Source organism: Phyllobacterium myrsinacearum (assembly GCF_014138285.1).
GTDB classification, from domain to species: Bacteria; Pseudomonadota; Alphaproteobacteria; order Rhizobiales; family Rhizobiaceae; genus Phyllobacterium; species Phyllobacterium myrsinacearum_A.
On the sequence record NZ_JACGXN010000002.1, the window covers coordinates 39,433 to 65,951 of the forward strand.

A 26,519-nucleotide genomic window follows, 5' to 3' on the forward strand; every position below is an offset into this window, starting at 1 on the left:
AAATGCTCCGGAATTGCCCCACGGTAGACGGCTTCTATGTTGTTGCCGTCCGGATCGAGAACGAAGGCAGCATAGTAACTTGTGAGATGCCCTTCTGAGGGATCGCGCAGTCCGGGCGGCCCATTGTCGGTTCCCCTGCCAACATGGCTGCGGCGTAAAAAGCATCGACCTGCGCCCGATCCTTGGCCGCGAACGCCGTGTGTTGCCTGACACCATGCGGATGAAAGCGATCAATCCAGAAGATGGCGAATTCTATGCCATACCCGATACCGTCAGTACCCGCATTGTCAGGCATTTGCATGACCCGGCGCAAACCCAATGCTGCCAGAGCAGCGTCATAGAAGACGGCGGAACGACTAACATCAGCAACGCCGATTCCAGTGTGATCAATCATGATGCTTCCTGCATTGAATTGAGAGCCCAGCTCCGCCTACCCATGTTCGAGGCGACGCATGACTGGCGTTACCGCTATCCCATGCAAAATGACGGACATCAAAACGACGAGCGAAACAGTCAGCCAAAGGATATCCGAACGGACAAAACTGGCTTGGCCCACCGCATAAGCAAGATAATAGAATGACCCTAGGCCACGAATGCCAAAGAATGAAATGATCGCTTTTTCTTTGCCGGAAATTTGACTGCCAATCAAACCGATCCAGCCAGCCAATGGGCGCACGAGGAAGATAATTGCCAGCGCAGCGATAACGATCTTCCAATTCAACGCACCGAATACGGATCCTTCGGCAATAGCCGCGCCGAAACACACCAAAACCACCATCATCAGCAGTCTCTCAATCTGCTCGGCGAAATCATGCAGGCTCGCATGGTAACCGCTATCGCGTTCGGCCGCCCGCAGCGTCAAAGCAGTGACAAAAACACCAACGAAACCATAGCCATGTGCCATTTCAATGAGACCGTAGCTCAGGCATGTAATGCCCAGCACGACAAACCCGTCACCCGTTCGCGCCAGCGCTGCCCGCTTCGGCAAATGAAATGTCAGATATCCGAGCAGTTTTCCTGTCACCCATCCAAGCCCTGCACCGGCAACTAAGCGCCAGAAGACATCAAAAAGCAGCCAATCGGAAAGCCAGGGTTTTCCCGTTGTCGAGGACAGGGCAACAGCAACTGCCAAGTGTACAAACGGAAAACTCAACCCATCGTTCAGGCCAGCTTCAGAGGTGAGCGCAAAACGCACCTCACTTTTCTCTCCGGACTGAGGAGGACCAACTTGAATGTCGCTTGCCAATACTGGATCAGTCGGAGCCAATGCTGCCCCCAACAGTAAAGCTGATGCGGAGCCAAGCCCGAGAAAACCCCAGCCGAGCACGGCAATTGCCCCAATCGTGAGCGGCATGGAAATGGCGAGCAGTCGCCATGTGGTGTTCCAGTTGCCCCAGCCAAACGGCCGGTCAATCTTAAGTCCCGCGCCCATTAATGAGATGATGACAACAAGTTCCGTCAGCTTCTCCGTGATATAGCGGCTGTCCAAAGGGTTCGATCCAACGACGGTCGAGAGCGGCGTCCAGACAAACACGGCACCGAATGCTATGCACACGATCGGCAAAGACAGTGGAAACTCTCTCAGAACCATGGGAAGCCATGCCGTCAGCAGTACCACAAGCCCAAACAATGCAAGAAGAAGGACATAGGTTTCACTCGGCATTCAAGTGAATATCCTGATGCCTCAGCTGGTCCGATATTGGATCGTTTTCCAACTTTTCAAGAATCGTCTGTGACATCGACTTCCGGTCTGTCATTGCCACCTGCAGACTCCTCATGCCAAGCTCCGTCAGCGGTCTGATAACTGATCTGAGCATCCTTTCCGCCGATTTGTTGCCGTGCGGCCGCACTTCTTGCTGCTTTCAACGCAGCGTCGTGGGAAGGAAATGTTTCCGACCAAACATCCGCCAGCCTGTAACCCCAGCCGCCATCATGCTCATCCACGTGATAGGTCAGATGCATACTGCTTCCTCCTGATTTCGACACGTCGCCCCATGGTTTTGCACATGGGGTTCTCCAGATGTTGTTTTTTGCATCGCGAAAGAAGAACCGTCGAGCTCCGGAAAAGTTCCTGATCAGACAAGGCAATCATGGCATTGCCGGATAAAACCGAACTCGTCATTTGAACGCTCACGGCAGCGTGGAACCAAATGGACGTCAAAGTACTTTATTCAAAGCTGGGGAACGGACGCATCTGTTCTCTGACACTGAGGCAACAATGCCTCGGTAGATTGTAATCACGCAGGAGGTTTCTATGGGACGCGGAATTTTACTTTGGTTACTTGGAGTTCCACTTCCAATTATTCTTATCCTCTTTCTGTTCATGCGATAGGAGAGTGATATGTCTTTGACCGAACTCAACGCCGGAACAAGCCCCGGCGCCGAATCCAATACGAGCGCCGTCAGTTGGGGACCGATTATTGCAGGTGCTGTCGCAGCTGTTTCAATCACGATACTCCTTACATTATTGGGCTCGGGCTTTGGATTGACCATGGTCTCGCCCTGGGCTACCGAAGGCTCGTCAGCAGCAACCTTTGCGGTCTCCACTGCAATTGGCCTCATTGTCATTCAGTGGATTTCAGCCGGGGTCGGCGGTTATCTGACAGGGCGTCTGAGGACCAAATGGTCTGGGGTCCATAATGACGAAATATACTTTCGCGATACGGCACATGGTTTCATTGCCTGGGCATTGTCGACGTTGTTCATTGTAGCAGTCCTTGGATCAGCGATCACCTCAACCGTCAGTGGTGGCGTTCACACGGCGGCCACGGTTGCTTCCGGGGCAGCGAGCGCTGCAACATCAGCTGCAGGATCAGCTTCCAACGATACGTCCGTGACCTACTTCGTTGACAGCTTGTTGAGACCATCGACAATACGGTCGGGTTCATCGGAGGGATCCGAAACTGCAACGTCCCAGGTCTCACGCATTTTGCTGAACGCGGCCGCCACCGGAACTCTTCCTGCGGACGATCGCACCTATCTCGATCAAATTGTCGCCGCCCGCAGTGGTTTGTCAGAAGCAGACGCCAAAGCGCGTGTCGATGCAATTTTGACCCGCATTGACGCAGCGAAGACATCAGCGAAAGAAGCTGCTGACAAGGCCCGCAAAGTCGGCGCAACCACAGCGTTCATGGGAGCATTCTCGCTGCTGATTGGCGCATTCATCGCAAGCGTCGCTGCAGCCCTTGGCGGTAAACAGCGTGATGATGACGAAGAAACATACAGGTCCGCACAGGCACCGTATAAATAGTCAGGACCAAATGTCTATTGACCTCCCGCTTGGCGCCACAGTGCCAAGCGGGTTTTTTATTTCTTCCCGGCTCAGCCTTCAGGAGGTTTGCGAGGTGAGTGCTCTTGCGCGCCAGTATGTCCACAACATTGGTGACAACATCGGGCACTTTTTGAGTTTCATGAGTTCTCGGTGCTGCAGCCATGATCGCGCTAACCACCAAGCGTGACTGCATGACCCCCCGCTCTGAGCGGGGGTTCGTTATCGCTTATTTGCTTAATCGATTATTGGCACTGGCGACGAGGGCCGCTGTTCGGCTGATAAGTATTGTCTGACGCTCTGTATGAACGATAGCGATTGTAGCAACTTTGCTCATGGGATCCTGCAGAATTGGCACGCGCCGCAGAGCTAAGCGCGCCGCCAATGATTGCGCCGGCTGCAAGACCACCAATCACCGCGCCTGCTCGATTATGGTGCCCTCTCCGCCAACCATGGCGAGAATGATGACGATCACCCCGCCAGCCATCATGACGTCCTCCGCGCCAGTTATTGTGGCGGCGGAAATGTCCACGATCACGGATTTGGACAATGTCCGCTTTGGGACCGCTAACGGTGCTAACTGTAGGAAATGCCTGAGCGGGAACGTAACTGGAGAAAGCCGTGGCCAGAGACAGGAATACAATTGCCAATCTTCTCATAATTTTTGCCTTTCATTGAGCTTAGCTGCGGATCCGGGGTGAACCCGTTGCTTTAACAACAATGGTCGCCCGTTAAGGTTCCCAAAGACCAAGCAAAGGGTCTTGGTGTCATGGAATATGAAAGACAGCATTCACGCTTTCCAGACGATGAAAGCATATCTACGCCAGATAACTGATAGCAGGCGTCAAAAAGACTTTGGGGGAAATCCCCTCGCCCCTTCCTCTTTTGCAAATGGTTTTCAATGTCAAACATATTGTTTGCATTGAGGTTTTCGGAACGCTATCCCGTCGCATTACTTGTGGCGGCAGCGATTGTTGCCGATACACCAAAAGCGGATCGCCTCAATGGACAAGACCCTCAGACTTGCGATGGGAAGCATTGCCATCGGCCTTTTGGTTCTGGCACTCAAATACTTTGCTTACATTCTGACCGGAAGCATCGCGCTCTATTCTGACGCCCTTGAAAGCATCATCAATGTGGCAACTGCGATTGCGGCATTCTTCGCAATACGCCTGAGCGCCGTTCCAGCGGATGCCAATCATCCCTATGGCCATCACAAGGCAGAATACCTTTCGGCCGTGCTCGAAGGTGTGCTGATTGTTGTGGCTGCACTGGCGATCCTGCGCGAGTCGTATTACGGTTTTCTGGCTCCGAAACCTTTGGATGCTCCATTTGAAGGTCTGATGATCAACGCCGCCGCGAGTGTCATCAATGCAATCTGGTGCAGCATTCTGTTCCGCTACGGCCGTCTTTGGCGCTCTCCGGCCCTTGTCGCGGACGCTCGGCATCTATGGACAGATGTGGTTACATCGGGCGGGGTACTGATTGGTGTAGGACTGGTTGCTGTCACGGGATGGCTGCAGCTGGACGCGGCCATTGCCGCGCTTGTAGCTCTCAACATTCTCTGGTCCGGATGGACCCTGATGCGGGAATCCATCGGAGGACTGATGGACGAAGCAGCACCATCCGAGATAGTCGCTCGCATCCGCGAGATCATTTCCACCCATGCGGAAGGCGCAATCGAGGCTCATGACCTTCGGACCAGACAGGCCGGACGTGTGACCTTTATCGAATTCCACCTAGTGGTGCTCGGCACTATGAGTGTGACGGAATCTCATGTCATTTGCGACCGGATCGAAGCTACTCTTCATGCGGAAATCGAGGATTCCGTGGTCACAATTCACGTTGAACCCGAAGAGAAGGCCAAACACCACGGCGGTGTTCCGGTCCTGTGATGTTCCGCACATCAACAAACGGCGCCATTCAAAAACCAGAGTTTATCGTCAAATCGAACGCAGAGCCTTTCTACGTATGGAAATTCCATAAACGGCATCGATTGTCAGCGCTCTACCCGGCAATGACACAACCGTTATGTATTAACATCCGTTTCAACGTGACTGACCGTGGGCAAGCTTTTAATGCGGCCAACAATCCGATTTAGAGCTTGAGGAGAAAGCCTCACAAACATGATCTCGACATCATCAACATCTTCAGTACCGCTGGGTTGAACGATGAATTGTTTAATGAGAGATTTTTGAGCGCCAGCAACATCGCCAATGACATCCACCGATATTGAACCGCGTTTGGCGCTGATGAGGATTTTGTGCGTTTGGGTGCGGCTGCGAAACCGTTCTTCCAAAGGTTTTATCCCTGCCAGGATCAACAGAATGATCACCGTGGCAGCAAAGCCAGCAAGATAAAGTCCGCCGCCAACGGCAAGGCCAATGCTCGCAACGCCCCAGAGGCTTGCGGCCGTCGTTAGCCCGCGAACGACTTCTCCACGCAACAAAATTGTACCTGCACCTAAAAACCCTACCCCCGTTATGACCTGAGCAGCGATACGTGAAGGATCAAGAACGACATGTGGCGATCCCAAAACGTCAGCAAAACCAAAGGCAGAAACGAGCATTGCGAGACAAGCGCCAACGGCAACCAGCATGTGTGTTCGAAGTCCAGCGGCCCAAAGCAGCCTCTCCCGCTCAAAGCCAACCAGACTACCCAAAACAGCTGCAAGCAAAAGGCGGAGAACCATTTCGTAGTCGGTCAAGATTATCTCGCTCCATGTTTTTGCAGAATATTTCCAATCCTCGGCGAAACGCCATGCCGACGCATGGCCGTCATGCCAGTCATTTTTATAGAGCTTTTTCTGATTGATCTTCTCAAATCGCTGCATCGTCCAAGTTTTTTGATTCCGGCAAGAACCGGTACACCAAAAAACAGCCGACGGCGCAATTCTAAGCGAGCAAGGAGCTACGCGGGTCTGATGGTTGCCTCACACTAACACACTAACGAACCTTCATATTGGCAGATAACTGGACTTGAGCTTCAGAGGATATGGTCCGTATAACCTGATGAGCATTCAGTTGTCCGCTCCTCGCAGCAAGTCCAATATTGTATTCTTGAGTTCTGAAGGGCTGTTGATCAACGCATCGGCTCCCGCCAATTCGAGTTCCTCCCTGCTGCCATAACCCCAAGCAACACCGATCGCTTTCATATTGTTGGCGTGCGCCCCGGAAATATCATACTTGCGATCTCCAACCATAATGCATTTGTCCGGGTTAAGCTGGTTTTGTTTCAGGATATGCGCGATCAACTCGGGCTTGTGATCTGTAACAACACCGGGTTCAGAACCATAAATTCCAGTAAATATGTCACTTTGTTCGAGATTTTGCAGAATTCTTCGAGCGTAGAAGACGCGCTTTGATGTAGCCAGAAACAGTCTCACACCCGTATCACGAAGGGAGCTCAGCGCTGCCGGGATCCCATCATAAAGCGTGCTCATGAGCAGCCCCTGAGCACTGTAGTCGCTTCGATAGGCATCAACCGCGTCAGAGATGCGACTGTCACCATAGGGTTCGAGCAAATATCGCATCCCGTCTTCGATAGGAGGGCCGATTATCGATTGAATATCCATTACTTCGGGCGGCTCGTGCCCGAGTGCACGCAGCGCCGCGCGACAGCTGGATACAATACCGGGTTGAGAGTCGATTAATGTGCCGTCGAGGTCCAGAAGAACAGAAAGGTCAGAGTTTGGCATTTGGATGGGGTTTCCTGTCAGTTTCCTCTTCCTGTACCTGCAAAAGACGCCAACAGTCACCCACAATTCTAGTTCCAGTTCCCCCTAGTTCCGATCCGCATGGCAGCGACAGGGATAGCGAATCCTAGGTCGTATACTCATAAATCTGGTTGAAATGGTGTGAGGCCATTTGTTCGGATACGAGGAGCATGGTGCAGATATCAATCTGCGCATGCATCTTTGGGCCCGGCCAGAGGCCGGAACATGCGCGGTATCTCTTGCCGTCTCAGGTGCCATTTCGACCAGATTTGTGAATGCACAACCTAAAACATCGCAGGATCAAGTTTCGCTCTTCGTCCAAGTGTTCCGGCAATCAGGTGCACGCAAACCGCAATAAAGACAATCACCGCGCCCATAATCGTGCTTGCCCCAGGTGTTTCGTTGAATGCCAGCCAAACCCAAAGCGGCGCAAGGGGAGCGTCTAACGATCCAATCAAGGCTGTTTCAATTGCGGGAAGATGCCGGGCACCCAGCGTAAAAAGCGCCAGACCAACGGCCGAATTAACAACACCAAACAGGGCCAGGATCAAAAGCTCATGCCCAGTAATTGCAAGCGGATCACCGACTGGCCAGCAGACCAATCCACTGAGCAAAGCCGACACACAGGCGGCAGGCATGATCGGGATATTCTGAAATCGCCGTGCGATAACCATTATGATGGCCATACAGACTGTGAGTCCAAACGCCAGGATGTCGCCCAGCAATCCACCTTCCACCCCCAGTCCCATCATCAGCATCACACCAGCAAGGGCGAACAAACTTGCAATGATGGCACTGCGCGTAGGCCGCTCGCCAAGAACAACCCAACTTAAACCGGCAGCAACGAACGGGACCGTCGCGTAAATGACGGCTCCATGCGCGACCGTTGTGTGCCGGAGCGACGTGATGAAAAAGATCATTCCAATCGCGGAAACGACCGCGAACATCCATCCCGGAAAACCCATTGAACGAAATGCCTGCCAACTTCGGCGGCCTTCCAATGCGAAAATCACCAAGGCTACTGCAATCGCCCCGAAGATGCCGCGCCACGCCAACATCGTCCAGCTATCCAAGGGAATAAGCCGTGTGAAAAATCCGGCAGTGCTCCAAGCGACCGCAGAACCTGTAACAAATACCAATCCCAGTCGATATCCCACGGCGCTCATTGATCTGCCTCTGATTGAACAGAGACACTATAGATCTGCTGCTGACATCATCCTGTCAGGAAACAACGGGTTTTTAAATTGGATTTCCCGCTTCCAGGACGAGGATGTGAGCCACATCGAACTGCTTTTTCCTTTTACGGGAAACAAAGAATTCCTGATCGAAAAAAGGTTCACAACATTTCCAGCGGCACCCTGTTTGTGGGGCGTCTGAACGCGCGGTCCAAAGCATTCAGGTGTGCGGGTGTCAGCTCAAGATCTGCCGCCAGCCGATTGCTACGTATATGTTCGGGATTGCTGGACTTTGGAATAGCGATAACGCCGTCATGGCTCAGGACCCAGCCAAGCGCCACTGCCGCTGCGGTTGTTTCCAACTCCTGCGCGATACCGGTCAAACTTGGATGGTTCAGCAACCTTCCCTGCTCGATCGGCGAATAAGCCATCAATGGAATGCTCCGCGAACTGCACCAGGGCATCAATGCCACCTCGGGGCCGCGCCGTTTCAGATTGTAGAGTATCTGGTTGACCGAAACAGCAGCGCCACCTGCAACCGCATCCAGATCTTCCATGTCATCAATGTCAAAATTGCTTACCCCCCAGCTGCGAATCTTGCCGGACTCCATCAGGGTCTCAAAGGCCGCAACTGTTTCCTCCAGGGCATAGCCGCCACGCCAGTGCAAAAGGTAGAGATCAATGACATCGGTCTGCAATCTGCGCAGACTTTGCTCGCAGGCCTTGATGGTGCCATCCCGGGAGGCGTTGGATGGAAGAACTTTGCTCACAACAAAAACGCTGTCGCGTTGTCCTCGGATTGCCTCTGCCACCACTTCTTCGGCACCGCCGCTGGCATACATTTCCGCCGTGTCGATCAAGCTCATTCCAAGATCAATGCCGAGCTTAAGCGCATCTGCTTCTTCGGTGCGTCTACGGGCATCGTCTCCCATGTACCAGGTTCCCTGTCCAAGCGCGGGTACTTTTGATCCGGAAGGCAGCGTTACTGTAGATATAACAGTCATCATGTTTCCTTGGTGTCTGGCCTCTTTGGGCACGCCCTACTTTAAGGTAATTCTTCGCCTGACCGCAGCCTTCGCTTCGGCTTCCCTCTCAACTGGTCTCCTGCCGTCGAATGTCACGACTGCGGTTCGCGACCAGCAGAAATGCCGTTTCCCCAATCGATACTCGCTTCATGTCATTGCTCCCGGGCGCGCGCAGGTTGCCGCTGAGCAAGCCCCTCATTCAAGAGGGTTGATGCGCTCGATGATGAGCGGATCATGCTCATCTTTCGGGAATACCGGGAGGCTGGAGCTGGAAACACCCAACCCGCACGCGATCACTTCCGGAGAGAATCCGTTAGCAACAGCCCGATAACCGATATCGCCTGGAATGCTCTGGTCGAAGAAGATGAGAATATGCAACGTCTCCGCTCCGAGATTTTCGATGTGATGCGGGTAGGCTCTGGGAATGAAATACGTATCGCCCGCATGAATCTCATAGGTATCGGACGAACCATCAGGATCGAGAATGGTCATCCTGCCGTGACCTTCAACGACGTAGCCCAGTTCGGCGGTTTCAGGATGCCAATGGGGTTCACGCATTCCCTGATCGGTAATGCGCACTGAAAACATCGCTAGATTACTGAGGATGGGCCATGCATCGGATTTGGCAGTATGGGCTGAGCCGGCGGCAGAAAAGGTCGCCGGGGCAACGCTTTCGACACCATACTTGTACAGGCTATTGTCTGTGACGATCCCAGGCTCCTGAGATGCTTCAGTCACTTCAAAGATTGCCATGTCGTTATGGCGGATGCGGTTCGAGCGCCGCAAGGCGTCAGCGTTTGTGTTGAACGTGTTTCCCAGCACTGCGTCCGACATGACATCAAATGAACCTGAGAGCCCGAAGTCTTCCGGCAGTTCATGCGAGAAGGTCAATATGAACTCCGCTTCACTGTCACCTGTGTTGTGGATGCTGTGAATTGTGCCGGACGGAAAGAAGAACATCTCGCCCTTGCCCACGACAAACATGTTCTGCTGCCCATGATTTTGCACGATGGTGATCAGTGCGCTGCCCCGCAAACAATACCCGAGTTCATTGGCATTGGCGTGCCAATGCGGTTCCCGGGTCGCATTCGGTGCGAGCAGAAGACGCCGGACAGACATCCGCCGCAGCAGGGGGAGCCGATTCTTGTCAATTGAGGTAATCGAACCCGCCGCGTTTTCGAAATCGGCGACTTGCCCGGACAGTGATATCACGTGTTTGGATGCTGCAGTTGTCATTGCCTGACGTCTCCGAGAGTACTGGTTGCCTGGAGCCCAACGTAGGCCATTTCGTTCACAAGATAACGCTTCAGGATGTCAAGCGTCAGGAGGCAACGCCGCTATTCCTGAGATATTTTCGGGGCCAGCCGTGCCAGCGCTGCACCGATCACCCTTTGCAATGCCGGGCGCGCAGGGGCGAAAAACGTTGTTCCGGTCAGTGGCGTCGAGACGTCCAGCAACCTGTCATACGATCCAACGGGGTCCCCGACGTACATGCGCCGCAGCATCTCCTCGATTACCCACAGATGGCGGGCATATCCAATGAAATAAGTCCCGAACTCCTGCCGCCCGGGCTGACCGAACGGCATGTTGTCACGCAGGATGTCGCATTCATTACCGTCTGCATCAACGATGGTTGCCAGCGATTTATGTGATTTTCGTGGCGCATCATCGTCGTCGATTTCAACATTGTCTATCTTGGTACGACCAATAATTGCTTCTTGAACGTGTGTTGGAATGGCTTTCCAGGCGTTGAGGTCATGCTGGTATTTTTGCACGACGACGTAACTGCCACCTGCGAAGTCCGGATCCTCATCACCGATGAGAGCCGAAGCGGGCAAGTCGACGCCTGTAGGATTGGCAGTGCCGTCGACGAAACCTAGAAGGTCGCGTGAATCGAAATAGCGAAAACCTGAAACCTCGTCGATGACAGTAACACTTGTGCCGAGGCTATCGAGAAGCAGACGTTCGAACTCGAAACAGAGATCGGCACGCTCTGCCCGAATGTGAAATAACAGGTCTCCCGGCGTTGCGGGAGCCACGTGAACGGGCCCTTCGATGCGTGCGAACGGACGCAATTGAGTCGGCTGCCGATCCGGTGCGATCCGATTCCATGCAAGGTGGCCGATGCCAACCACACAGGAAAGCCGTCCCGAGAGGTCCCGGAATCCGACAGTCTTGATGAGATCATCAATCCCATCAAGGGCCGAGCATGCCTGCTCGAGTGCCGTCGGATTGTCTTTGACAGTCACTACGAGAAAAATAGCTGATTGTGATAATGGTGCATCAACGCTCTGTGCGTCGATCGGCACTCTGTCCCACTGTTGTTGAGGCATTCTTATCTTGCCCTCTCTAAAAGCCGCCGGCCTGGAATCGATATGAATCTGACATCTGTTATGCCGACAATTCCAATGAAAGTATAAGAATTACTGCAAGTCACCAATTGCTGCCAGCAGATCGGTGACAGAGGTCCGTGCGATAAGCGGAACTTCAAGCGTCGTGGCTTCGGCAGGCGGCGCGGGTGGCGGAAAATGCGTTCTGCGGACGCTGCAAGCCCAGACGATCACGCAATGTGCCGGGCTCATACTCAGTCCTGAACAAACCGCGCCTTTGCAATTCTGGCACCACGGTTTGCATGAAATTCATCCAATCCTCCGGGAGCAACGGAAACATCAAATTATATCCGTCGGCGGCTCCCGAAACGAACCAGGCTTCGAGTTGATCTGCGACTTGCGAAGGGGTTCCCACAACGAGAGGAACCGAACCGGTATTGGCGATCTTGCGTGCCAGCTGACGTATGGAAAGACCTTTATTGGCGTCGTCTTTCACCAGAGCAAGCCAGGTGCGCCAGCCATTGAACGTGCCCTCCTCAGGCAGATCCGGTATTGGCCCATCGAGCGGATAGAGGGACAGGTCCCGCCCCGCCCAGCTGGAAAGAAGATCGACTGCGACTTCATCAAGCATCAATGTCTCGAGATATTCCTGTTTTTCCTGCGCCTCGGATGCTGAAGCGCCGACGATCGGCAGAATACCGGGAAGGAGCTTGAGGCTTTCCGGTGCGCGGCCGAATTTCGCCAGGCGATTGTCAATATCAGTGCGATAGGTCAGTCCTTCCGCCTCGCTGCGAATAACGGCAAAATGCACATCCGCATGCGCTGCAGCCAGATTCTTGCCCGCATCCGAAGACCCCGCCTGGACGATCACGGGATGGCCCTGCGGTGGCCGCGGTACGTTGAGCGGCCCTTTTACCTTGAAGTGCTTTCCCTGATGGTTGAGATAATGGACGCGTTCGCGGTTGGCAAACAGGCCGGTCTCCTTGGCGATGACGAGGGCGTCGTCTTCCCAGCTGTCCCATAATGCTTTGGCCACATCGAGGAACTCTGCGGCACGCTCGTAGCGAACAGCGTGTTCGATATTGGAATCGCGACCAAAGTTGGCGGCTTCTTCCTCAAGCGCCGATGTCACCACATTCCATGCAACGCGGCCCTTGCTGATATGATCCATCGAAGCAAACATACGGGCAGTGTTGAACGGCTCGGTATAGGAACTCGAGGCCGTAACCATGAAGCCGATGTTCCTGGTGACAGCCGAAAGAGCAGATACCAGTGACAAAGGTTCGAGTCTGGGGTTGGCATAATGCGCAAGTCCACTGCCATGGGTATCCCATACACCAAGATGGTCAGCGATGAAGATCGTATCGAGTTTGGCACACTCTGCGGCTTCCACAAGGCGGCGATAGTAGTCCAAATCAAGAAATTCGCGATCGGGTGCACGCGGGTGCCGCCACGACAGACGATGATCTCCCTGCGGATTGAAGAAGAACGCGGCTAAAATCATATGTCGACGCGGCATCTCAGATCTTCCTTTAGCGGGTGTTTCATTCATCGCGCCTGCCCCGGAAGAGCCGTCTTCTGCGCCGACTGTTTAAAATAAGCAGAACATTGTCTTTTCAAAAGAGATGATTTCTGCAAAATAGATAAGCTTAACTTATCTTATTCGGCGGCACGATGACAGTTATCCCATCTTTACGCGGATTGCAGGCAGTCGAAGCCGCCGCACGCTCAGGAAGTTTTGTCGCCGCATCCGAGGAGCTGGCGATTTCGGCCGCCGCCGTCAGTCAGCTCATTCGCGCACTTGAGGATCAGGTAGGGCGCAAACTGTTTCATCGCATCAATCGACGCGTTGTGCTAACCGAAGCCGGGGTGGAGATTTTTCCACGGCTTGCCAATGCTTTCAATGAACTAAGGAGCGTGGCGCGCGAGCTTGGCAGCGGCAATCAGCGATCCTCCCTGGTTGTATCGGTGGCACCGTCCGTTGCCATGGGTTGGCTTTCCTCGCGTTTACCGGGATTTGTCAATATCCATGGGCCCGTCGACATCTCTCTCAGGGGCGAAGATGATCCGGCTCCGTTCGACCGCGATCTTATCGATATACGCTTGTCCTACGGACGATTTCATTACCCGGAGCATATGACTGAAGAGATTGTCACGGATGCAGTCTATCCGGTCTGTTCGCCACGCTTTCTGGCCAAGCATGATCCGATGACGTCTCCTGCAAGTTTATTGTCCGCAGCCTTGATCCATACTGATTGGGGCCCAGCGGGTGCTTCCTTTCCGTCATGGCGAAACTGGTTCGCGTCCGCCGATGTAACGCCGGACCGACATATCCAACATGGGATGAGAGCGAACTCCTCCATGGCTGCGCTTGACCTCGCGCTCGGCGGACTGGGCATAACGCTCGCACAGGGACTATTCTGTGCCCGTCAGGTGGAAGCAGGTGAACTGGTCGTTGCCTTCAATCACGTGCTTGAACTGGGCAATCCTTATTGCATCACCACGCCGCACAGAAGCGCGCAACGTTCGGTTGTGGCGGCTTTTAAGGCATGGTTCATTGATGAATGCTTGCATTGCGTCAACTCGCCTTCACTATCGGGTTTCAAGCCTTGAAATGCCGTTCCAACAGAGTTAATCGGCAACGTGGAGATCAGGGAACCAAAAAACCGAACAATGGATAGAAGTCCTCCACGGCCTTCTGCATCGAAGTGGAATATTCTATGGAAACCGTCGAAATAACCACGCGAAGTGATTTTGCGCTTTGGGCGATTGAGCGCGCTCAGGAGATTGTCAGGTCTGAGGGATCGGCACTGGCATTGGCTGCACGCGATATGGATGAGGCCGGAATTAAAGAATGCGGAACCGCATTGGGCAAAGCTATTGCCGATGCTATGCTTGAAGTGTTCGATGGTCTTGTGCCCGAATAGGCTGTCAGGGGCCTGCTTGGCCCATCAAACAGTTGCTTCAGTCAGTTCAACTTGAACTCACCATCGACGTGCCGCCATTCGCTGGGGCCAATGAGGCGTCTATGGCAATAGCGAACAGAATGAAGCGGGCCATCAAGTTTTCTTTGCCAGAAATCGAGAAATTTCCTCATCTCGGGAAATTCCGGAGCAAGATCATAGTCCTGCCAGATGTAGGTCTGCAGAACGGATTCAAAATGGGGGATGCGGTACAGAATATGAGCAGTTGTGATACCGTAGCCCTTAAGCTGGTGTTCCATCTCTGACGAAAAGTGCATCGCAATCTCCGTTGTTCTCACATCGGAAAATGGTGCCGCACATTTTTGCAGATTTCAATGCAAGATCAACGGAATCCACACAATAATCATTATATTACAATATATTAGCAGCGATCATCAATGACTGCTAATTTTTGCGAAATCTACTCGGAATATAAGCCGCCTGGTAAGCAGTGCCGCCTCACCGCCGCGGGACAGATTGCAGCTTGGTTTGCAGGATGGCATGCATGTCCGGTGTCAATGCCCGGAGCGGTATGAACTGCATCAACCTGTCACTCTGATACACAATAAACGCGTGGCTGTTTTGGCTCCAGCCGATAAAGTCCGACCAGGACACAAAACTATCCTGTGTCGGCGTCACGGCGCGCAAACCGTTCTCGGTGAAATCAGTCCGCCATTCCTGCTGCAGGTTCTTCTGCTGTGCGACATTGCGGCGGGCAACAATTGGACAGACGCTGTAGAGGATAGGGTAATAGCCAATCATCCAGAACAGAATAAATGCTCCGGGGGTCAGCGTGATGAGACTGAATGAATTGGTCAACCATGCAGTTATGGCCGTAAACATCACGATCAGGGCAGCGACCGTCAGCCATATCCGTACTCTGGTGTAGGACCAGCGCAGATAGGTTCTATACATCTCGGCTACATCTTCAGGCGTGACACGGAAGGTTGTTGAAGCGAGGACGGTTCCGGATCGAGGCTCAGACATCATGTGACATGATTAACGCTCCTTGTGACGCCTGGCTATGGCTGGCCTCTGTACCACTGCGAATTTCAGGGTGAATGTTAATCTCTACCGGTGCGAGCAATACTCGACTATACACCTCGTGTAAAAGGTGGCTCAGATGAACCGCCCTTTTCATTCCAAATGCCTGCAAACCTGCCAAAGGAATCATCCATGTTCGCTTTAACGCTTGAGGAATTTGGTGGAGCCGATGCATTGCACTGGCGCGAGATTCCTGATCCGCGGCTGGAACCGGGTTTCGCACTCGTGCGCATCAAGGCGGCTGGTTTGAACTTTGCCGATATCTATCGTCGCAAAGGCAATTATCACATGGATGCCATCCCACCCTGGGTTCTCGGCTACGAAGGTGCCGGCGAGATTGTCGCCCTCGCCGGAGACAATCTTCAGGGTTTTCGGATTGGTACAAGAGTTGGCTTTGCCGACGCGCCCCGCGCCAACGCAGAAATTGTTGCCATCCCATTGGATAAACTCATACCACTGCCGGATGATATTGGTTTCGATGTTGCTGCGTCATTGCTGCTTCAGGGGCTGACGGCTCAATATCTTGTCAGCGACAGCTACAATATCCGCGGCGGCGAATGGGCATTGGTACACGCGGCCGCGGGCGGCGTCGGGTTGCTGTTGACGCAAATGCTGGCGGCGCGAGGTGCGAAAGTTATCGCGCTGGCATCCAGCCCCGAGAAGCGGGCTGCCGCAAGCGCCGCCGGGGCGCTCCACTCCATCTGTTACGAAGGTGACTGGTCTGCGCATGTCATTGAATTGAGTGGTCATGGCGTCGACGTGGTCTACGAATCCGTAGGATCGACTTTACCGGAAAGTTTGGCGGCAACGCGTACGGGTGGTGCGATCATCTTTTACGGTTTCGCCGGCGGCAATCCAGCTCCCATCGACCCTCGCATACTGATGGATCGTTCACTGACAATCACAGGTGGTGATTTATGGAACGTTCTGACCGGCCCGGAAGAACGGCGCCGACGCGCGGCTACTCTCTTCGCCATGGTTCAGAGCGAGAAGATCAAAACCACCATCGCTGCGCGTATTCCGATGCAGAATGGTGCCGAAGCACATCGCCTGCTGGAAAGCAGAGGTATCATCGGAAAAGTGATCCTGACATTGGACTAATCATTTATTGCCAGCATGGGTACGACGGACGGCGGTGATGGCCGACACCACCGCAAGACTCGCAAGAACTGTTCCCGACCAAGGGAGTGCTAACAGTGACAGCTTCTCCGTCGTCAGTCCGCCAATGGCGGTCCCTGCACCCACTCCAAGATGCATCGCGGAAAAGTTAAGGCTGACACCAGTATCAGCCGTCTCGGGGCTGGTGGTGATCAGAAAGCTTTGCACCACTGGGGAAATCATCCAGCTTATGCAGGACCAAACCATCATAACCATGAATGCCAGCCATGGGACACCGACAACGAGCGGGATGGATGCCAAAGCCGTCAAATATGCAAGTGGTGTAAATAGGATAGCAGACCGGGGCGAAATTACGTCAGATAGCCAGCCGCCAAGATAACCGCCGCTGACACCTGCGACACCCAGAGCGATAAAGCACAGGATAATCAGAGGCTTGGGAACACCGACAACATCTGCGGCATAGGGTGCCAGATAGGCAAATACAACGAAATGCCCTGCGATCATCAGGATCGAAAGCAGCTGTGCACAGACAAGAGGAAGTGCACGCAAGTGGAGTAGATAGCCAATAGGATCCTTTCCCCTTCGGTATGATACGGGCAAGGTGAACGCGCTGGCGATGAGCACCAATGACGTCAGCGAGGCCAAGCCGACGAAGACGCTCCGCCAGCCAAACCACTCATCGAACGCCATCCCGATTGGTACGCCCAATACGAGCGACCCGCTGATCCCCATGAAGATTACGCCTATTGCCCGCCCCTTCATCTCGGTGCGGACCATCTCTGTTGCCAGTGTTGTCCCCACAAGACAAATGGTTGCGCTAGCCGCCCCCATTCCGACGCGTGCTATGAACAGAGAGGCAAAGTTTGGACTGACTGCTGCGAACAGGTTGCTGGCAATAAAGAGAACAAGGGCACCGAGAAAAACTTTCTTGCGCTCAATGCGCGTCGCCAACCAAAGTGCGAGAGGTGCAGCTAAAGCAAAAGCCACCGAAAACACTGCGGTAAGTTGACCAGCGAGCGCTATTGAAACACCGAGGCCTGAAGCAATATCCGGCAAAACTCCAACAATGATGTTTTCGGCAGTGCCCGTCGCAAAGGTTGCGAATGCCAGAAAAATTACATTGATATTCATCATCAACCCTCCAATGCATGGCCATTCATGCAGTGAAGGAGCGATTACCTTCCCGACATGGCCAAGTGCCTGTCGGGTTTCGCGGCGACGCTTCGGTTATCCCTTGTCAAACCAAGTATCATGCCATGGAGCTAACCGGAAGACGGTGAAACAGAAGTCCTCGCGGAGCAGAACTATTCGGCGTAAGCGACCCAGCCTTTCATGCTCAGTCCCGCATAGAACAGGCTGACATTCGAAAATCCTCCGTGATGCAGCATGGTCACCTCGTCCTCCGGCGACAGGATTGTCAGCCTGCTGCTGATTGCCTGGCGCGCGCGCTCCGCATGGGCAGGATCTGTTCCATTTGACAGGCCGTATGCAACGTGACGGGCTATCCATGTCGACCGTTCAGGCTCCGTCTGCGGGAAGCTGAGATGGACCAGGACGAAGGGTCCGCCAACCTTCAACCGCCGCCGAATTTGCTTCAGGGTTTCGAGCCGCTGGTCATGAGGGATGAAATGGAAAGTCAGAATGGAGGTGGCGGCATCGAAAGGCCCTTCCGGAGCGTCACCGATATAGCCTTCATGAAACCGCACGCGCGCGGCGTGCGGCTCGACCACCTGTTCGGCCAGGCGAAGCATATCAATCGAGGGATCCACGCCATCGAATGACCATCCTGAATGCGCTTCCGCAAGTGCCTTGATCTCCTGGCCGCCACCCGCTCCCAGAATCAGCACGCGGCCATCCGGCGGGGTATGTTCTTTGAGCAACAGCGATACCATGCAGTGAAGACTGGAATAACCTGGAACCTGTCGTGGCGGACCTTCGCCGTAAGTGCTGACAGCCTGTGCGTCAAAGGCGGGTTTCATACTGCATCTCCATAAATGTTTTCCACGTCAACAGCGTCAAGGTATTGCCTGAACCCTGATGGAAGTCGGCATTGAAAGAGTAACTCACCAAACCGGGTCATCGGCAGCCATGACCTCTCCGGGATCGCGCTGATCAATCATGACTCGACAACGGACCACAGAGTTGACGCGCGTGATCTCTGTCAGAACCTCCCGGGAGCACGCCTGATAAACAGTCACCCCAACTTACGTAACATAAAATGTTACGTAATAAGCTGAATGTCAAGGCCAGAACGCCGACAAATTGGCCGTCGTGCACACCGCGCACCGAGCCGCAAGTCAGGTGAATATCAATGTCCAAGAAGGCTACGGGCGGATGTATTAGTTGTCGCGAGGGCCCAGTTTCACAACACTTCAACCATTCATTGAAAACAGCATTTCATTTTCACAATCGCTCACCATATTGTTGATATTAATCAACCAATACGATGGCTGTCTGATATAGAATCCGAATTGTTCAACGGCAGATGGATTGCGACGCGCGTTGGCTGCCATTGCATCAAATCCACAAGGAAGCGTTTATGGAAAACTGGGATCCGGCGATTATCAAATTGCTCAGCATATTCATGCCTACTACCTTCGAGCGCCGTGCGGCAATCACACCGAAATCCCGGTTCGTTCATTACACCACGTCGAAAAATATGCTCGAAATTCTTGACTGCGACGAGATCGAATTCAGAAATACCCGGGACATGAACGATCACCAAGATGTCGAAATCGGCATCGAACGCGTTCAGCATTGGATTGATCATTCAGACAGTGCCGCACTGGCGGACACCCTCGATCGGTATGCATCCGGGGTTTGGGGCGAAGGTGTAACGAAATTTCAGGACTGGTTGTCAGGGTTGAGAAACGAAACCTATGTCTTGTCTGTCGCCGAACATGATCCTGCTGAGAACAACACCGGACGCTTGTCGTTGTGGCGAGCCTTTGAAAAAGAAGCCGTCGGGGTTGCGGTCGTTGTCAACACCTCGCCATTCGTGCAGCTGGCCGACGTGTTGAAGGCCTATTCAAGCCCGGTTGCCTATTGGACGAGACAGCAATTTGTTGGAGAATTTGAAACTGTCACCGCGTCTATTTTGAATAATGAGCATTTCGTGTCCCACACCAGCAGGTATGTACTGCGCGAAGTGATATTCTTGATGCTGCTTTTTGCAGCCACGTGCTCAAAACATCCTGGTCTTCGCGATGAACGGGAATGGCGAGTCTTGACCAATCCGCTTCTATGGCCATCAACCATGATCACAAAGCAGAGCTCTGGTGCCGAAAGTGGCAACAGGACAATCTACAAAATGCCTCTCAAAAACCGACCAATGGAAAACATCGTCGGATTGGAGTTTCCCCAGCTGATTGAGCGGGTCATTATTGGACCCGCTGTGAATGCGGAAGCAATCCGGGAAGAAATCGTGTCAAAACTTGCTGAGAAAAACGTTCCGCAACCGGCTGCAAAAGTGATTTTATCGAAATTGCCTGTCCGTGTGAAAGCGATGGGGTAAAGCAGCTGATGATCGGACACAAAATCGGACTGTGAGGCAAATCGAACCGGCATGCTTGCTTGCGTTATCCTTGCACCGGTATTGAATGGATGCGCGAACGTCTTTGGCTGTGAAGCAGGAATGCAACTGGACTTACGCCCTTGATCGATATATCTGAATAAATATAACGATCAACGAAGGCGCGTGACAGGAATGCTGATCAGACATCTTTCGTTCTTTGTGACACTGGCGCAGGAACAGCATTTCGCTAGGGCAGCGGCACTCTGCAATGTGGCACAGCCAACGCTGTCAGCGGCCATCCGCAAACTGGAAGAAGACCTGAATACCATGTTGATCGTCCGTGGTCACCGATACATGGGCCTCACGCCGGAAGGCGAGAAAGCACTTGTGTGGGGTCGCCAGATCCTGACCGATTACGACAGTCTGCAAAAAGACCTGAACGGGGCACGTAAAGGGCTGACCGGGACACTAAGACTGGGCGTGATACCCGCAGCGATGCCGTCCGTTTCATTCCTGACCGAAAGGTTCAGCCACGACCATCCCGACGCCACCGTCGAGATCAAATCGATGACCTCCCGTGCCATCCAGCATGGATTGGATGCGTTCGAGATTGATGGCGGCCTGACCTATCTCGACAATGAACCGCTGGAGAATGTACGGCGGGTTCCGCTTTATCGTGAACGCTATGTGTTCGTCTGCCGCCCGGATCATCCTTTCGCCAATCGCAGTTCGGTGGATTGGTCGGAGGCGGTCCAACAACCGCTGTGCCTGTTGAGCAACGACATGCAGAATCGCCGCATTCTCAACGGCATTGCTGCATCGGTTGGGCTGACGATGAAGCCATCGATTGTGAGCGATTCATTTCTGGGTGTTTGTTCGCATTTGCGAAACGGCAAATGGTGCGGGATTGTCCCACACACCTTCTTTTATGTTTTTGGCGGCACCCATGAGTTGGTTTCGATCAATCTGGTCAATCCGCATCATAGCCAGTCCATAGGCCTCGTCCTGTCGTCTCGCAACCCGCAATCACCCATGGCCGGTGCTCTTGTCCGCGCTGTGCAACATGCGGATTTTGAACAGAGTTTTCTCGACGCAGATCAGGCGGCTTGATCGAAACCGTCTATCAATCGTTCCAAACCATTCATTTGAACACTTCCGGCTTGCATGCAAATCTACTGGTATTCTGTACACCAAGCACCAAGTGACGGCGCAGTGTCAGGATGGGAAACACCGGGAGCCGAGCACCACCGCGATATAAGCGGGAACATTCGCTTCAATTCATGCTGAACCATGGAACGGACTGCGCTTTTGCGCTGCCGATGTGTCTCCTGTTGTCCAACACGAGAAGGAAACGTTATGGCCAAGGTAGTTTGCGTTCTTTACGATGATCCGATCGACGGATATCCGAAATCCTATGCACGGGATGATCTGCCAACAATCGATCACTATCCCGGCGGGCAGACACTCCCGACACCCAAGGCGACCGACTTTCAGCCAGGCACGTTGCTTGGCAGTGTTTCGGGCGAACTCGGCTTGCGAAAATATCTAGAATCCCTCGGCCACACGCTGGTCGTCACCTCCGACAAGGATGGTCCGAACTCCCAGTTCGAGAAGGAATTGCATGACGCCGAGATCGTCATTTCGCAACCCTTCTGGCCGGCCTACCTCACCGCCGAACGTATTGCGAAGGCCCCAAAGCTCAAGCTGGCATTGACCGCCGGGATCGGCTCGGATCACGTCGATCTTCAAGCCGCCATCGACCGTAGCATCACCGTTGCGGAAGTCACCTACTGCAATTCCATCAGTGTTTCCGAACACGTGGTGATGATGATCCTCGGTCTGGTACGCAACTACATCCCCTCATACCAGTGGGTCGTGAAGGGCGGCTGGAATATCGCCGATTGCGTGACCCGTTCCTATGATGTCGAAGGCATGCATGTGGGTACCGTTGCGGCCGGCCGCATTGGCCTTGCCGTTCTGCGCCGCCTCAAGCCCTTTGATATGCACCTGCATTATTACGACCGGCATCGCCTTCCGGAAGCCGTCGAAAAAGAACTCAATCTCATCTGGCATGCAACGGTCGAGGATATGGTCAAAGTTTGCGACGTCGTGACCATCAATTGCCCTCTGCATCCGGAAACCGAAAATCTCTTCGATGAAAAGATGCTGTCGAAGATGAAACGCGGTGCCTACCTGGTGAACACGGCACGCGGCAAGATTTGTGACCGCGATGCCATTGTCCGTGCCCTGGAGAGCGGTCAGCTTGCCGGTTACGCGGGCGACGTGTGGTTCCCGCAGCCGGCACCACAGGATCATCCATGGAGAACCATGCCGCATCATGGCATGACCCCGCACATCTCGGGAACCTCCCTTTCGGCACAGACACGCTATGCCGCAGGGACACGCGAAATTCTGGAATGCTGGTTCGAAAAGCGGCCTATCCGCGACGAGTATCTCATTGTCGACGGCGGCAAACTCGCTGGCGTCGGTGCTCATTCCTATAGCGCCGGGAATGCCACGGGCGGTTCGGAAGAAGCGGCGCGCTTCAAGGTCGCCTAGTTCTGACAGGCCGCCGTCTCAAACCATGAGGCGGCGGCTTAATATTGAATGCAGACTATCGGGAGTGGCAGATGTTGGCAGACGAACAAGTCTCGAAGATCGAGAGAACAACGACCTTGCGAAAATTGCTCAACGCCCCGATCACCGGAAAACTGTTTGCGGCTGCAGTTTCAGGAATAGGCGGCATGCTGGCCATCGCTTTGCTGGCGCGTTTGAGTGTCTCATTGAATACGCCGCTTCTGATCGCTCCTTTCGGGGCCAGTTGCGTTCTCGTCTTCGCCATTCCGCAAAGCCCGCTTGCCCAGCCACGCAACGTCATTGGCGGACATCTGCTTTCATCGGCAATTGGCCTGGCAGTTTTCGGGTTAATGGGCGCATCGCCCCTCGCCTATGGACTGGCTGTCGGTCTGGCCATTGCCGCTATGCAATTCAGCGGAACGTTGCATCCCCCTGCTGGCGCCGACCCGATCGTCGTCATTCTGGCCTGAGCCAGCTGGCATTTTCTGGCGTTACCCGTACTGGCTGGAACGATGGCGATCGTCCTGACCGCTGCAGTTTATCACAAGCTGATTTCGAAGCGGCCTTACCCCACCCCTTAAACACGTGATCTCACAGATATGATCGCTATATTTTGATAAATATAGCGAAATCGCTGTAACTTATTCGGGTCGGCCAACATATTTCAGATGGGCAGTGCGAAATGCTGCCTAACAGCTGACATCAGAAGGCAGACAGCATGATCCTCTTTCTTGTTTCCTATATCGGTGGCGCACTGACAATTCTGAGCCCCTGCATCCTGCCGGTGCTTCCCTTTGTCTTCGCGCGCACCAATCAGCCATTCATGAAAAGCGGACTGCCGCTGCTTCTTGGCATGGCCATCACCTTCGCGGGTGTCGCCAGCCTTGCAGCCGTCGGCGGCGGCGGGGCGGTTCAGGCCAATCAATACGGCCGGATTGCTGCGATCCTGCTTCTCGGGTTCTTTGGGCTGACACTGCTGTTTCCACAACTTGCCGACCGGATGACACGCCCGCTCGTCGCCATCGGAGCACGGCTGTCGCAATCGGCATCTGATGGAACGCGAGCCGGTTCTACCGTCGCGCCTTCCTTCCTGCTTGGCATTGCAACAGGGTTGCTCTGGGCACCCTGCGCTGGCCCCATTCTCGGCCTGCTGTTGACAGGGGCTGCACTTGGCGGCGCAAGCATCCAGACCTCGCTGTTGCTCCTCGCCTATGCCGCGGGCGCTGCCACGTCGCTTGCACTGGCGTTGCTCATTGGCGGGCGGGTGTTCAGCGCCATGAAACGCGCGCTTGGGGCGGGTGAATGGATCAGGCGCGGCTTGGGCATTGCCGTACTTGCCGGTGTTGCCGCCATCGCCCTTGGCCTCGATACCGGTTTTCTCACCCAGGTGTCTCTCGCAAGCACGTCTCATCTGGAACAATCGCTGATTGACAAAATCCAGCCGGAACCAACGGCCGACTCATCTCAAGTATCCGTCGCCATGACCGGAAAGCCGGAAATTACGGCGAATGCCCTGCCGGTTGAAGGCCAGTTTCCTTCACTTTCGGGTGCAGTGGAGTGGTTGAACTCACCGCCCCTGACGGCCGAGAGCCTCCGCGGCAAGGTTGTGCTTGTCGACTTCTGGACCTATTCCTGCATCAATTGCCTGCGAGCCATCCCCTATGTCCGCGCCTGGGCCGAGAAGTACAAGGATCAGGGACTTGTGGTCATCGGCGTGCATGCACCGGAATTCGCATTCGAAAAGAACATCGACAATGTTCACGCCGCAGCGAAGAACCTCAAGGTCGATTATCCCATCGCCATTGATAATGACTACGGCATATGGCGGGCATTCAACAATCAGTATTGGCCAGCCCATTACTTTATCGATGCACAGGGACGCATCCGCCACCACCATTTCGGCGAAGGCGAATATGACCAATCGGAAATGGTCATTCAGCAATTGCTTGCCGAGGCTGGAAAAACCAATATCTCCAACGATCTTGTAAGCGTGAAGGCAGATGGCGCACAGGCCGCGGCCGACATGAACGATGTCAAATCACCGGAAACCTACCTTGGTTACGAGCGAGCCGAGAACTTTGCTTCCACCGATATGGCCGAAGAGGACGTCAGCCATCTCTACGCCGCCGCGCCGAACCTTGATCTCAACCAGTGGGCCCTCATCGGCAACTGGACGATTGAAGGTGAGCGAGCCGTGCTGAACCAGCCTGTAGGCAAGATCGTGTATCGTTTCCATGCCCGGGACCTGCATCTTGTCCTTGGTCCGAATGCCGATGGCAAACCTGTGCGGTTTCGCGTGACCATCGACGGCAAGCCCGTAGGTGCAGACCATGGCATGGATACGGATGAACAAGGCAACGGCACGATCAAGGATCAGCGCCTTTACCAGTTGATACGCCAGACCAAAGACATCTCAGACCGGGAATTTGAAATCGAGTTTCTTGATCCGGGCGCACAGGCTTTTGCCTTCACCTTCGGCTGAAGCATGGCCTGATCCTATGCGTTGACCAAAGCCTCGCCGGTGGAAACAGCGGCAATAAAGCTGGCGAGGCTCGCCGTTCTCAAGGGAACGAACTTTTTCTGCTCGTCCTGACACAGACGCTTGACGAGCCCCGCCGCCGATGCAATCGACCGGGAAAAGCGCGGCGCTGGCCTGTGAAACAAGACCCGGCAGCAAGGACAGATTGTCCTCGACACCACCATCATGGAGAAAGAGCGCGTAGCCACGCTGCTCGGCCAAAACGCGCAACCTGTCGAACAGGCCACGGCGTCCGCCAACATAAAGCAGTGAACGGGAGGATAGAACAGACGGACTGCCGTCTGCAGTCTCCACATTGAGCATAGTATCAACGGCTTCAAGTTCAAAACGCAGTTCGGCAATCTGCTCAGACATTGCAGCCGCACGCTTCTCCGCTGCCTTGCATTTATCTTCGGTAGCCTGCAACCGGGCAGTCAGCGACTCGGAGCGTGCTTTTTCGGTATCCAGTCTTTCCAGAGCAGATCTCAGGATCGATGTCTCATCGGCATGTTCAACCTTGGTGTCATTGCGCGCAGCCAGACGAATGATCGTCTGCTCCATCTCATCTATTCGCCTGAGCAACGCCGACCGCTCATCTGCACCTGACTGCAGCCGTGCTTCCTGCCGGACGATTTTCTCGTCCCGTTCATCAAGCTCGGTCTGGAGCTTGCGCAACCGGGCAATATCCAACCGGTTGGCGCTGCCGACGAGATGCGACAGCATATGCACTTCGCCAAACACTTCTTGAAGCAAAGGCTTATCCGTTGCCGGATGGGTCATAACGGCCCAATAGGCGCCGGGCACTTCACCCTCCTCAAGTGCCTCTGCCCAAAGCTTGCGTATCTCATCCAGCGTCGCAACTTTGGAAAAGCGCTTGACGAGCGTTTCATGCCGCCGGTCCAGCGTCTTGTTAAGTTGCTTTCCCGCAATATCCTGCCTGCCAGCGGCAAGAACGCCACGGCTGTGCAGTGAATGGTCTGAAGCCGTTTTCGCGTCCGGTTCACCCATCTTACCCAGAAACTGGCGCAGTTCCGTCGCCGTCAGGCACGTGCCGATGATCGAACAATGCAGATTGGGTGAAATATCCCAGATCTTGCGCCGTTGCTGGTTTTTCGGATCGATTTTGAAAAGTGGTGCCTCGATTTTTCGAGGCAGCGTGAACGTGCTGGTTTCACCGTGATTGTGGTTGTGAAACTCGGACAGAATCGGCATTGCAATCCCATAGCGTTATATTTCCGTAAATATATCACTACAGCGCATTCGCCATATTC

The 26,519-nt window shown here is 54.0% G+C and carries 26 protein-coding genes and 1 pseudogene; 10 read left to right on the forward strand and 17 right to left on the reverse strand.

The features are described 5' to 3' along the window. Positions 1–34: 34 nt before the first annotated feature. Genes FHW16_RS09770 through FHW16_RS09780 form a run of 3 tightly spaced genes read right to left on the reverse strand, consistent with a single transcriptional unit; the run spans position 35 to position 1,962 of the window. The gene (locus FHW16_RS09770; RefSeq protein WP_348643871.1) at positions 35–394 is read right to left on the reverse strand and encodes a VOC family protein; all 360 of its coding nucleotides are present in this window, start codon (positions 392–394) and stop codon (positions 35–37) included. A gap of 36 nt (positions 395–430) precedes the next feature. Further along, a complete protein-coding gene (locus FHW16_RS09775; RefSeq protein WP_182549023.1) occupies positions 431–1,663 on the reverse strand; it encodes a cation:proton antiporter in 1,233 nt (410 codons plus the stop codon). A 56-nt stretch (positions 1,664–1,719) separates the two neighbouring features. Then, positions 1,720–1,962, reverse strand: coding sequence for a DUF2188 domain-containing protein (locus tag FHW16_RS09780; protein ID WP_182549024.1), 243 nt, complete (start codon positions 1,960–1,962; stop codon positions 1,720–1,722). Between the two features lie 379 nt (positions 1,963–2,341). Here FHW16_RS09780 and FHW16_RS09785 point away from each other — a divergent pair, with 379 nt between their 5' ends. Next, the gene (locus FHW16_RS09785; RefSeq protein ID WP_182549025.1) at positions 2,342–3,250 is read left to right on the forward strand and encodes a hypothetical protein; all 909 of its coding nucleotides are present in this window, start codon (positions 2,342–2,344) and stop codon (positions 3,248–3,250) included. A gap of 263 nt (positions 3,251–3,513) precedes the next feature. On the opposite strand, the gene FHW16_RS09790 is transcribed toward FHW16_RS09785, so the two are convergent. Beyond that, positions 3,514–3,927 (reverse strand): BA14K family protein, encoded by a 414-nt coding sequence (locus FHW16_RS09790; protein WP_182549026.1) that lies wholly within the window; start codon positions 3,925–3,927, stop codon positions 3,514–3,516. 345 nt (positions 3,928–4,272) lie between these two features. Here FHW16_RS09790 and FHW16_RS09795 point away from each other — a divergent pair, with 345 nt between their 5' ends. After that, positions 4,273–5,163 (forward strand): cation diffusion facilitator family transporter, encoded by an 891-nt coding sequence (locus FHW16_RS09795; protein WP_182549027.1) that lies wholly within the window; start codon positions 4,273–4,275, stop codon positions 5,161–5,163. Between the two features lie 134 nt (positions 5,164–5,297). Here the strand turns inward: FHW16_RS09795 and FHW16_RS09800 are convergent, their stop codons facing one another. From FHW16_RS09800 to FHW16_RS09830, 8 genes and pseudogenes are all read right to left on the reverse strand, one after another. After that, positions 5,298–5,978, reverse strand: coding sequence for an MgtC/SapB family protein (locus tag FHW16_RS09800; protein ID WP_348643878.1), 681 nt, complete (start codon positions 5,976–5,978; stop codon positions 5,298–5,300). 309 nt (positions 5,979–6,287) lie between these two features. Further along, positions 6,288–6,965, reverse strand: a complete 678-nt coding sequence (locus tag FHW16_RS09805; RefSeq protein ID WP_182549028.1) for an HAD-IA family hydrolase — start codon at positions 6,963–6,965, stop codon at positions 6,288–6,290. Positions 6,966–7,267: 302 nt separating this feature from the next. Further along, positions 7,268–7,762, reverse strand: coding sequence for an EamA family transporter (locus FHW16_RS28820; RefSeq protein ID WP_246711704.1), 495 nt, complete (start codon positions 7,760–7,762; stop codon positions 7,268–7,270). A gap of 27 nt (positions 7,763–7,789) precedes the next feature. After that, a pseudogene (locus tag FHW16_RS29265) lies at positions 7,790–8,149 on the reverse strand (EamA family transporter); the annotation flags it as partial. A 170-nt stretch (positions 8,150–8,319) separates the two neighbouring features. Then, complete coding sequence (locus tag FHW16_RS09815; protein WP_182549030.1) at positions 8,320–9,165, reverse strand: aldo/keto reductase; 846 nt, start codon at positions 9,163–9,165, stop codon at positions 8,320–8,322. Positions 9,166–9,378: 213 nt separating this feature from the next. Continuing rightward, positions 9,379–10,419: a cupin domain-containing protein gene (locus tag FHW16_RS09820; RefSeq protein ID WP_182549031.1), complete on the reverse strand. Its 1,041-nt coding sequence runs from the start codon at positions 10,417–10,419 to the stop codon at positions 9,379–9,381. Between the two features lie 101 nt (positions 10,420–10,520). Continuing rightward, positions 10,521–11,516, reverse strand: coding sequence for a Dyp-type peroxidase (locus FHW16_RS09825; RefSeq protein ID WP_182549032.1), 996 nt, complete (start codon positions 11,514–11,516; stop codon positions 10,521–10,523). Between the two features lie 154 nt (positions 11,517–11,670). Beyond that, complete coding sequence (locus tag FHW16_RS09830) at positions 11,671–13,032, reverse strand: LLM class flavin-dependent oxidoreductase (RefSeq protein ID WP_182549033.1); 1,362 nt, start codon at positions 13,030–13,032, stop codon at positions 11,671–11,673. A gap of 155 nt (positions 13,033–13,187) precedes the next feature. Here FHW16_RS09830 and FHW16_RS09835 point away from each other — a divergent pair, with 155 nt between their 5' ends. Both FHW16_RS09835 and FHW16_RS09840 read left to right on the forward strand, forming a co-directional pair. After that, complete coding sequence (locus FHW16_RS09835; protein ID WP_182549034.1) at positions 13,188–14,126, forward strand: LysR substrate-binding domain-containing protein; 939 nt, start codon at positions 13,188–13,190, stop codon at positions 14,124–14,126. Between the two features lie 107 nt (positions 14,127–14,233). Further along, on the forward strand, positions 14,234–14,440 hold the full coding sequence (locus FHW16_RS09840; RefSeq protein ID WP_182549035.1) for a hypothetical protein: 207 nt from the start codon (positions 14,234–14,236) through the stop codon (positions 14,438–14,440). Between the two features lie 41 nt (positions 14,441–14,481). Here the strand turns inward: FHW16_RS09840 and FHW16_RS09845 are convergent, their stop codons facing one another. Beyond that, complete coding sequence (locus FHW16_RS09845) at positions 14,482–14,754, reverse strand: usg protein (RefSeq protein ID WP_182549036.1); 273 nt, start codon at positions 14,752–14,754, stop codon at positions 14,482–14,484. A 181-nt stretch (positions 14,755–14,935) separates the two neighbouring features. Then, positions 14,936–15,466 (reverse strand): YcxB family protein, encoded by a 531-nt coding sequence (locus FHW16_RS09850; protein ID WP_182549037.1) that lies wholly within the window; start codon positions 15,464–15,466, stop codon positions 14,936–14,938. A gap of 186 nt (positions 15,467–15,652) precedes the next feature. On the opposite strand from FHW16_RS09850, the gene FHW16_RS09855 reads away from it, so the two are divergent. Beyond that, complete coding sequence (locus FHW16_RS09855; protein ID WP_182549038.1) at positions 15,653–16,621, forward strand: quinone oxidoreductase family protein; 969 nt, start codon at positions 15,653–15,655, stop codon at positions 16,619–16,621. Here FHW16_RS09855 and FHW16_RS09860 read toward each other — a convergent pair whose 3' ends face one another. Next, entirely contained in the window at positions 16,622–17,773 is a 1,152-nt protein-coding gene (locus FHW16_RS09860) for an MFS transporter (RefSeq protein ID WP_246711706.1), read from the reverse strand. 170 nt (positions 17,774–17,943) lie between these two features. After that, on the reverse strand, positions 17,944–18,618 hold the full coding sequence (locus FHW16_RS09865; RefSeq protein ID WP_182549040.1) for a class I SAM-dependent methyltransferase: 675 nt from the start codon (positions 18,616–18,618) through the stop codon (positions 17,944–17,946). 560 nt (positions 18,619–19,178) lie between these two features. Between FHW16_RS09865 and FHW16_RS09870 the strand changes: the two genes are divergently transcribed. The 5 genes from FHW16_RS09870 to FHW16_RS09890 all read left to right on the forward strand — a co-directional run bounded on the left by FHW16_RS09870 (position 19,179) and on the right by FHW16_RS09890 (position 25,212). Next, positions 19,179–20,153 carry a hypothetical protein gene (locus tag FHW16_RS09870; RefSeq protein WP_182549041.1) on the forward strand — a complete coding sequence of 325 codons (975 nt, stop codon included), beginning with the start codon at positions 19,179–19,181 and terminating at the stop codon, positions 20,151–20,153. 192 nt (positions 20,154–20,345) lie between these two features. Next, positions 20,346–21,263 (forward strand): LysR family transcriptional regulator, encoded by a 918-nt coding sequence (locus FHW16_RS09875; RefSeq protein WP_182549042.1) that lies wholly within the window; start codon positions 20,346–20,348, stop codon positions 21,261–21,263. Between the two features lie 246 nt (positions 21,264–21,509). Then, complete coding sequence (locus FHW16_RS09880) at positions 21,510–22,712, forward strand: NAD-dependent formate dehydrogenase (RefSeq protein ID WP_182549043.1); 1,203 nt, start codon at positions 21,510–21,512, stop codon at positions 22,710–22,712. A 71-nt stretch (positions 22,713–22,783) separates the two neighbouring features. Further along, a complete protein-coding gene (locus FHW16_RS09885; protein WP_210278090.1) occupies positions 22,784–23,200 on the forward strand; it encodes an HPP family protein in 417 nt (138 codons plus the stop codon). 248 nt (positions 23,201–23,448) lie between these two features. Further along, complete coding sequence (locus FHW16_RS09890) at positions 23,449–25,212, forward strand: cytochrome c biogenesis protein DipZ (RefSeq protein WP_182549044.1); 1,764 nt, start codon at positions 23,449–23,451, stop codon at positions 25,210–25,212. Here the strand turns inward: FHW16_RS09890 and FHW16_RS09895 are convergent. Beyond that, positions 25,144–26,460 (reverse strand): hypothetical protein, encoded by a 1,317-nt coding sequence (locus FHW16_RS09895; RefSeq protein ID WP_182549045.1) that lies wholly within the window; start codon positions 26,458–26,460, stop codon positions 25,144–25,146. The genes FHW16_RS09890 and FHW16_RS09895 overlap by 69 nt on opposite strands. Positions 26,461–26,519 lie beyond the last annotated feature (59 nt).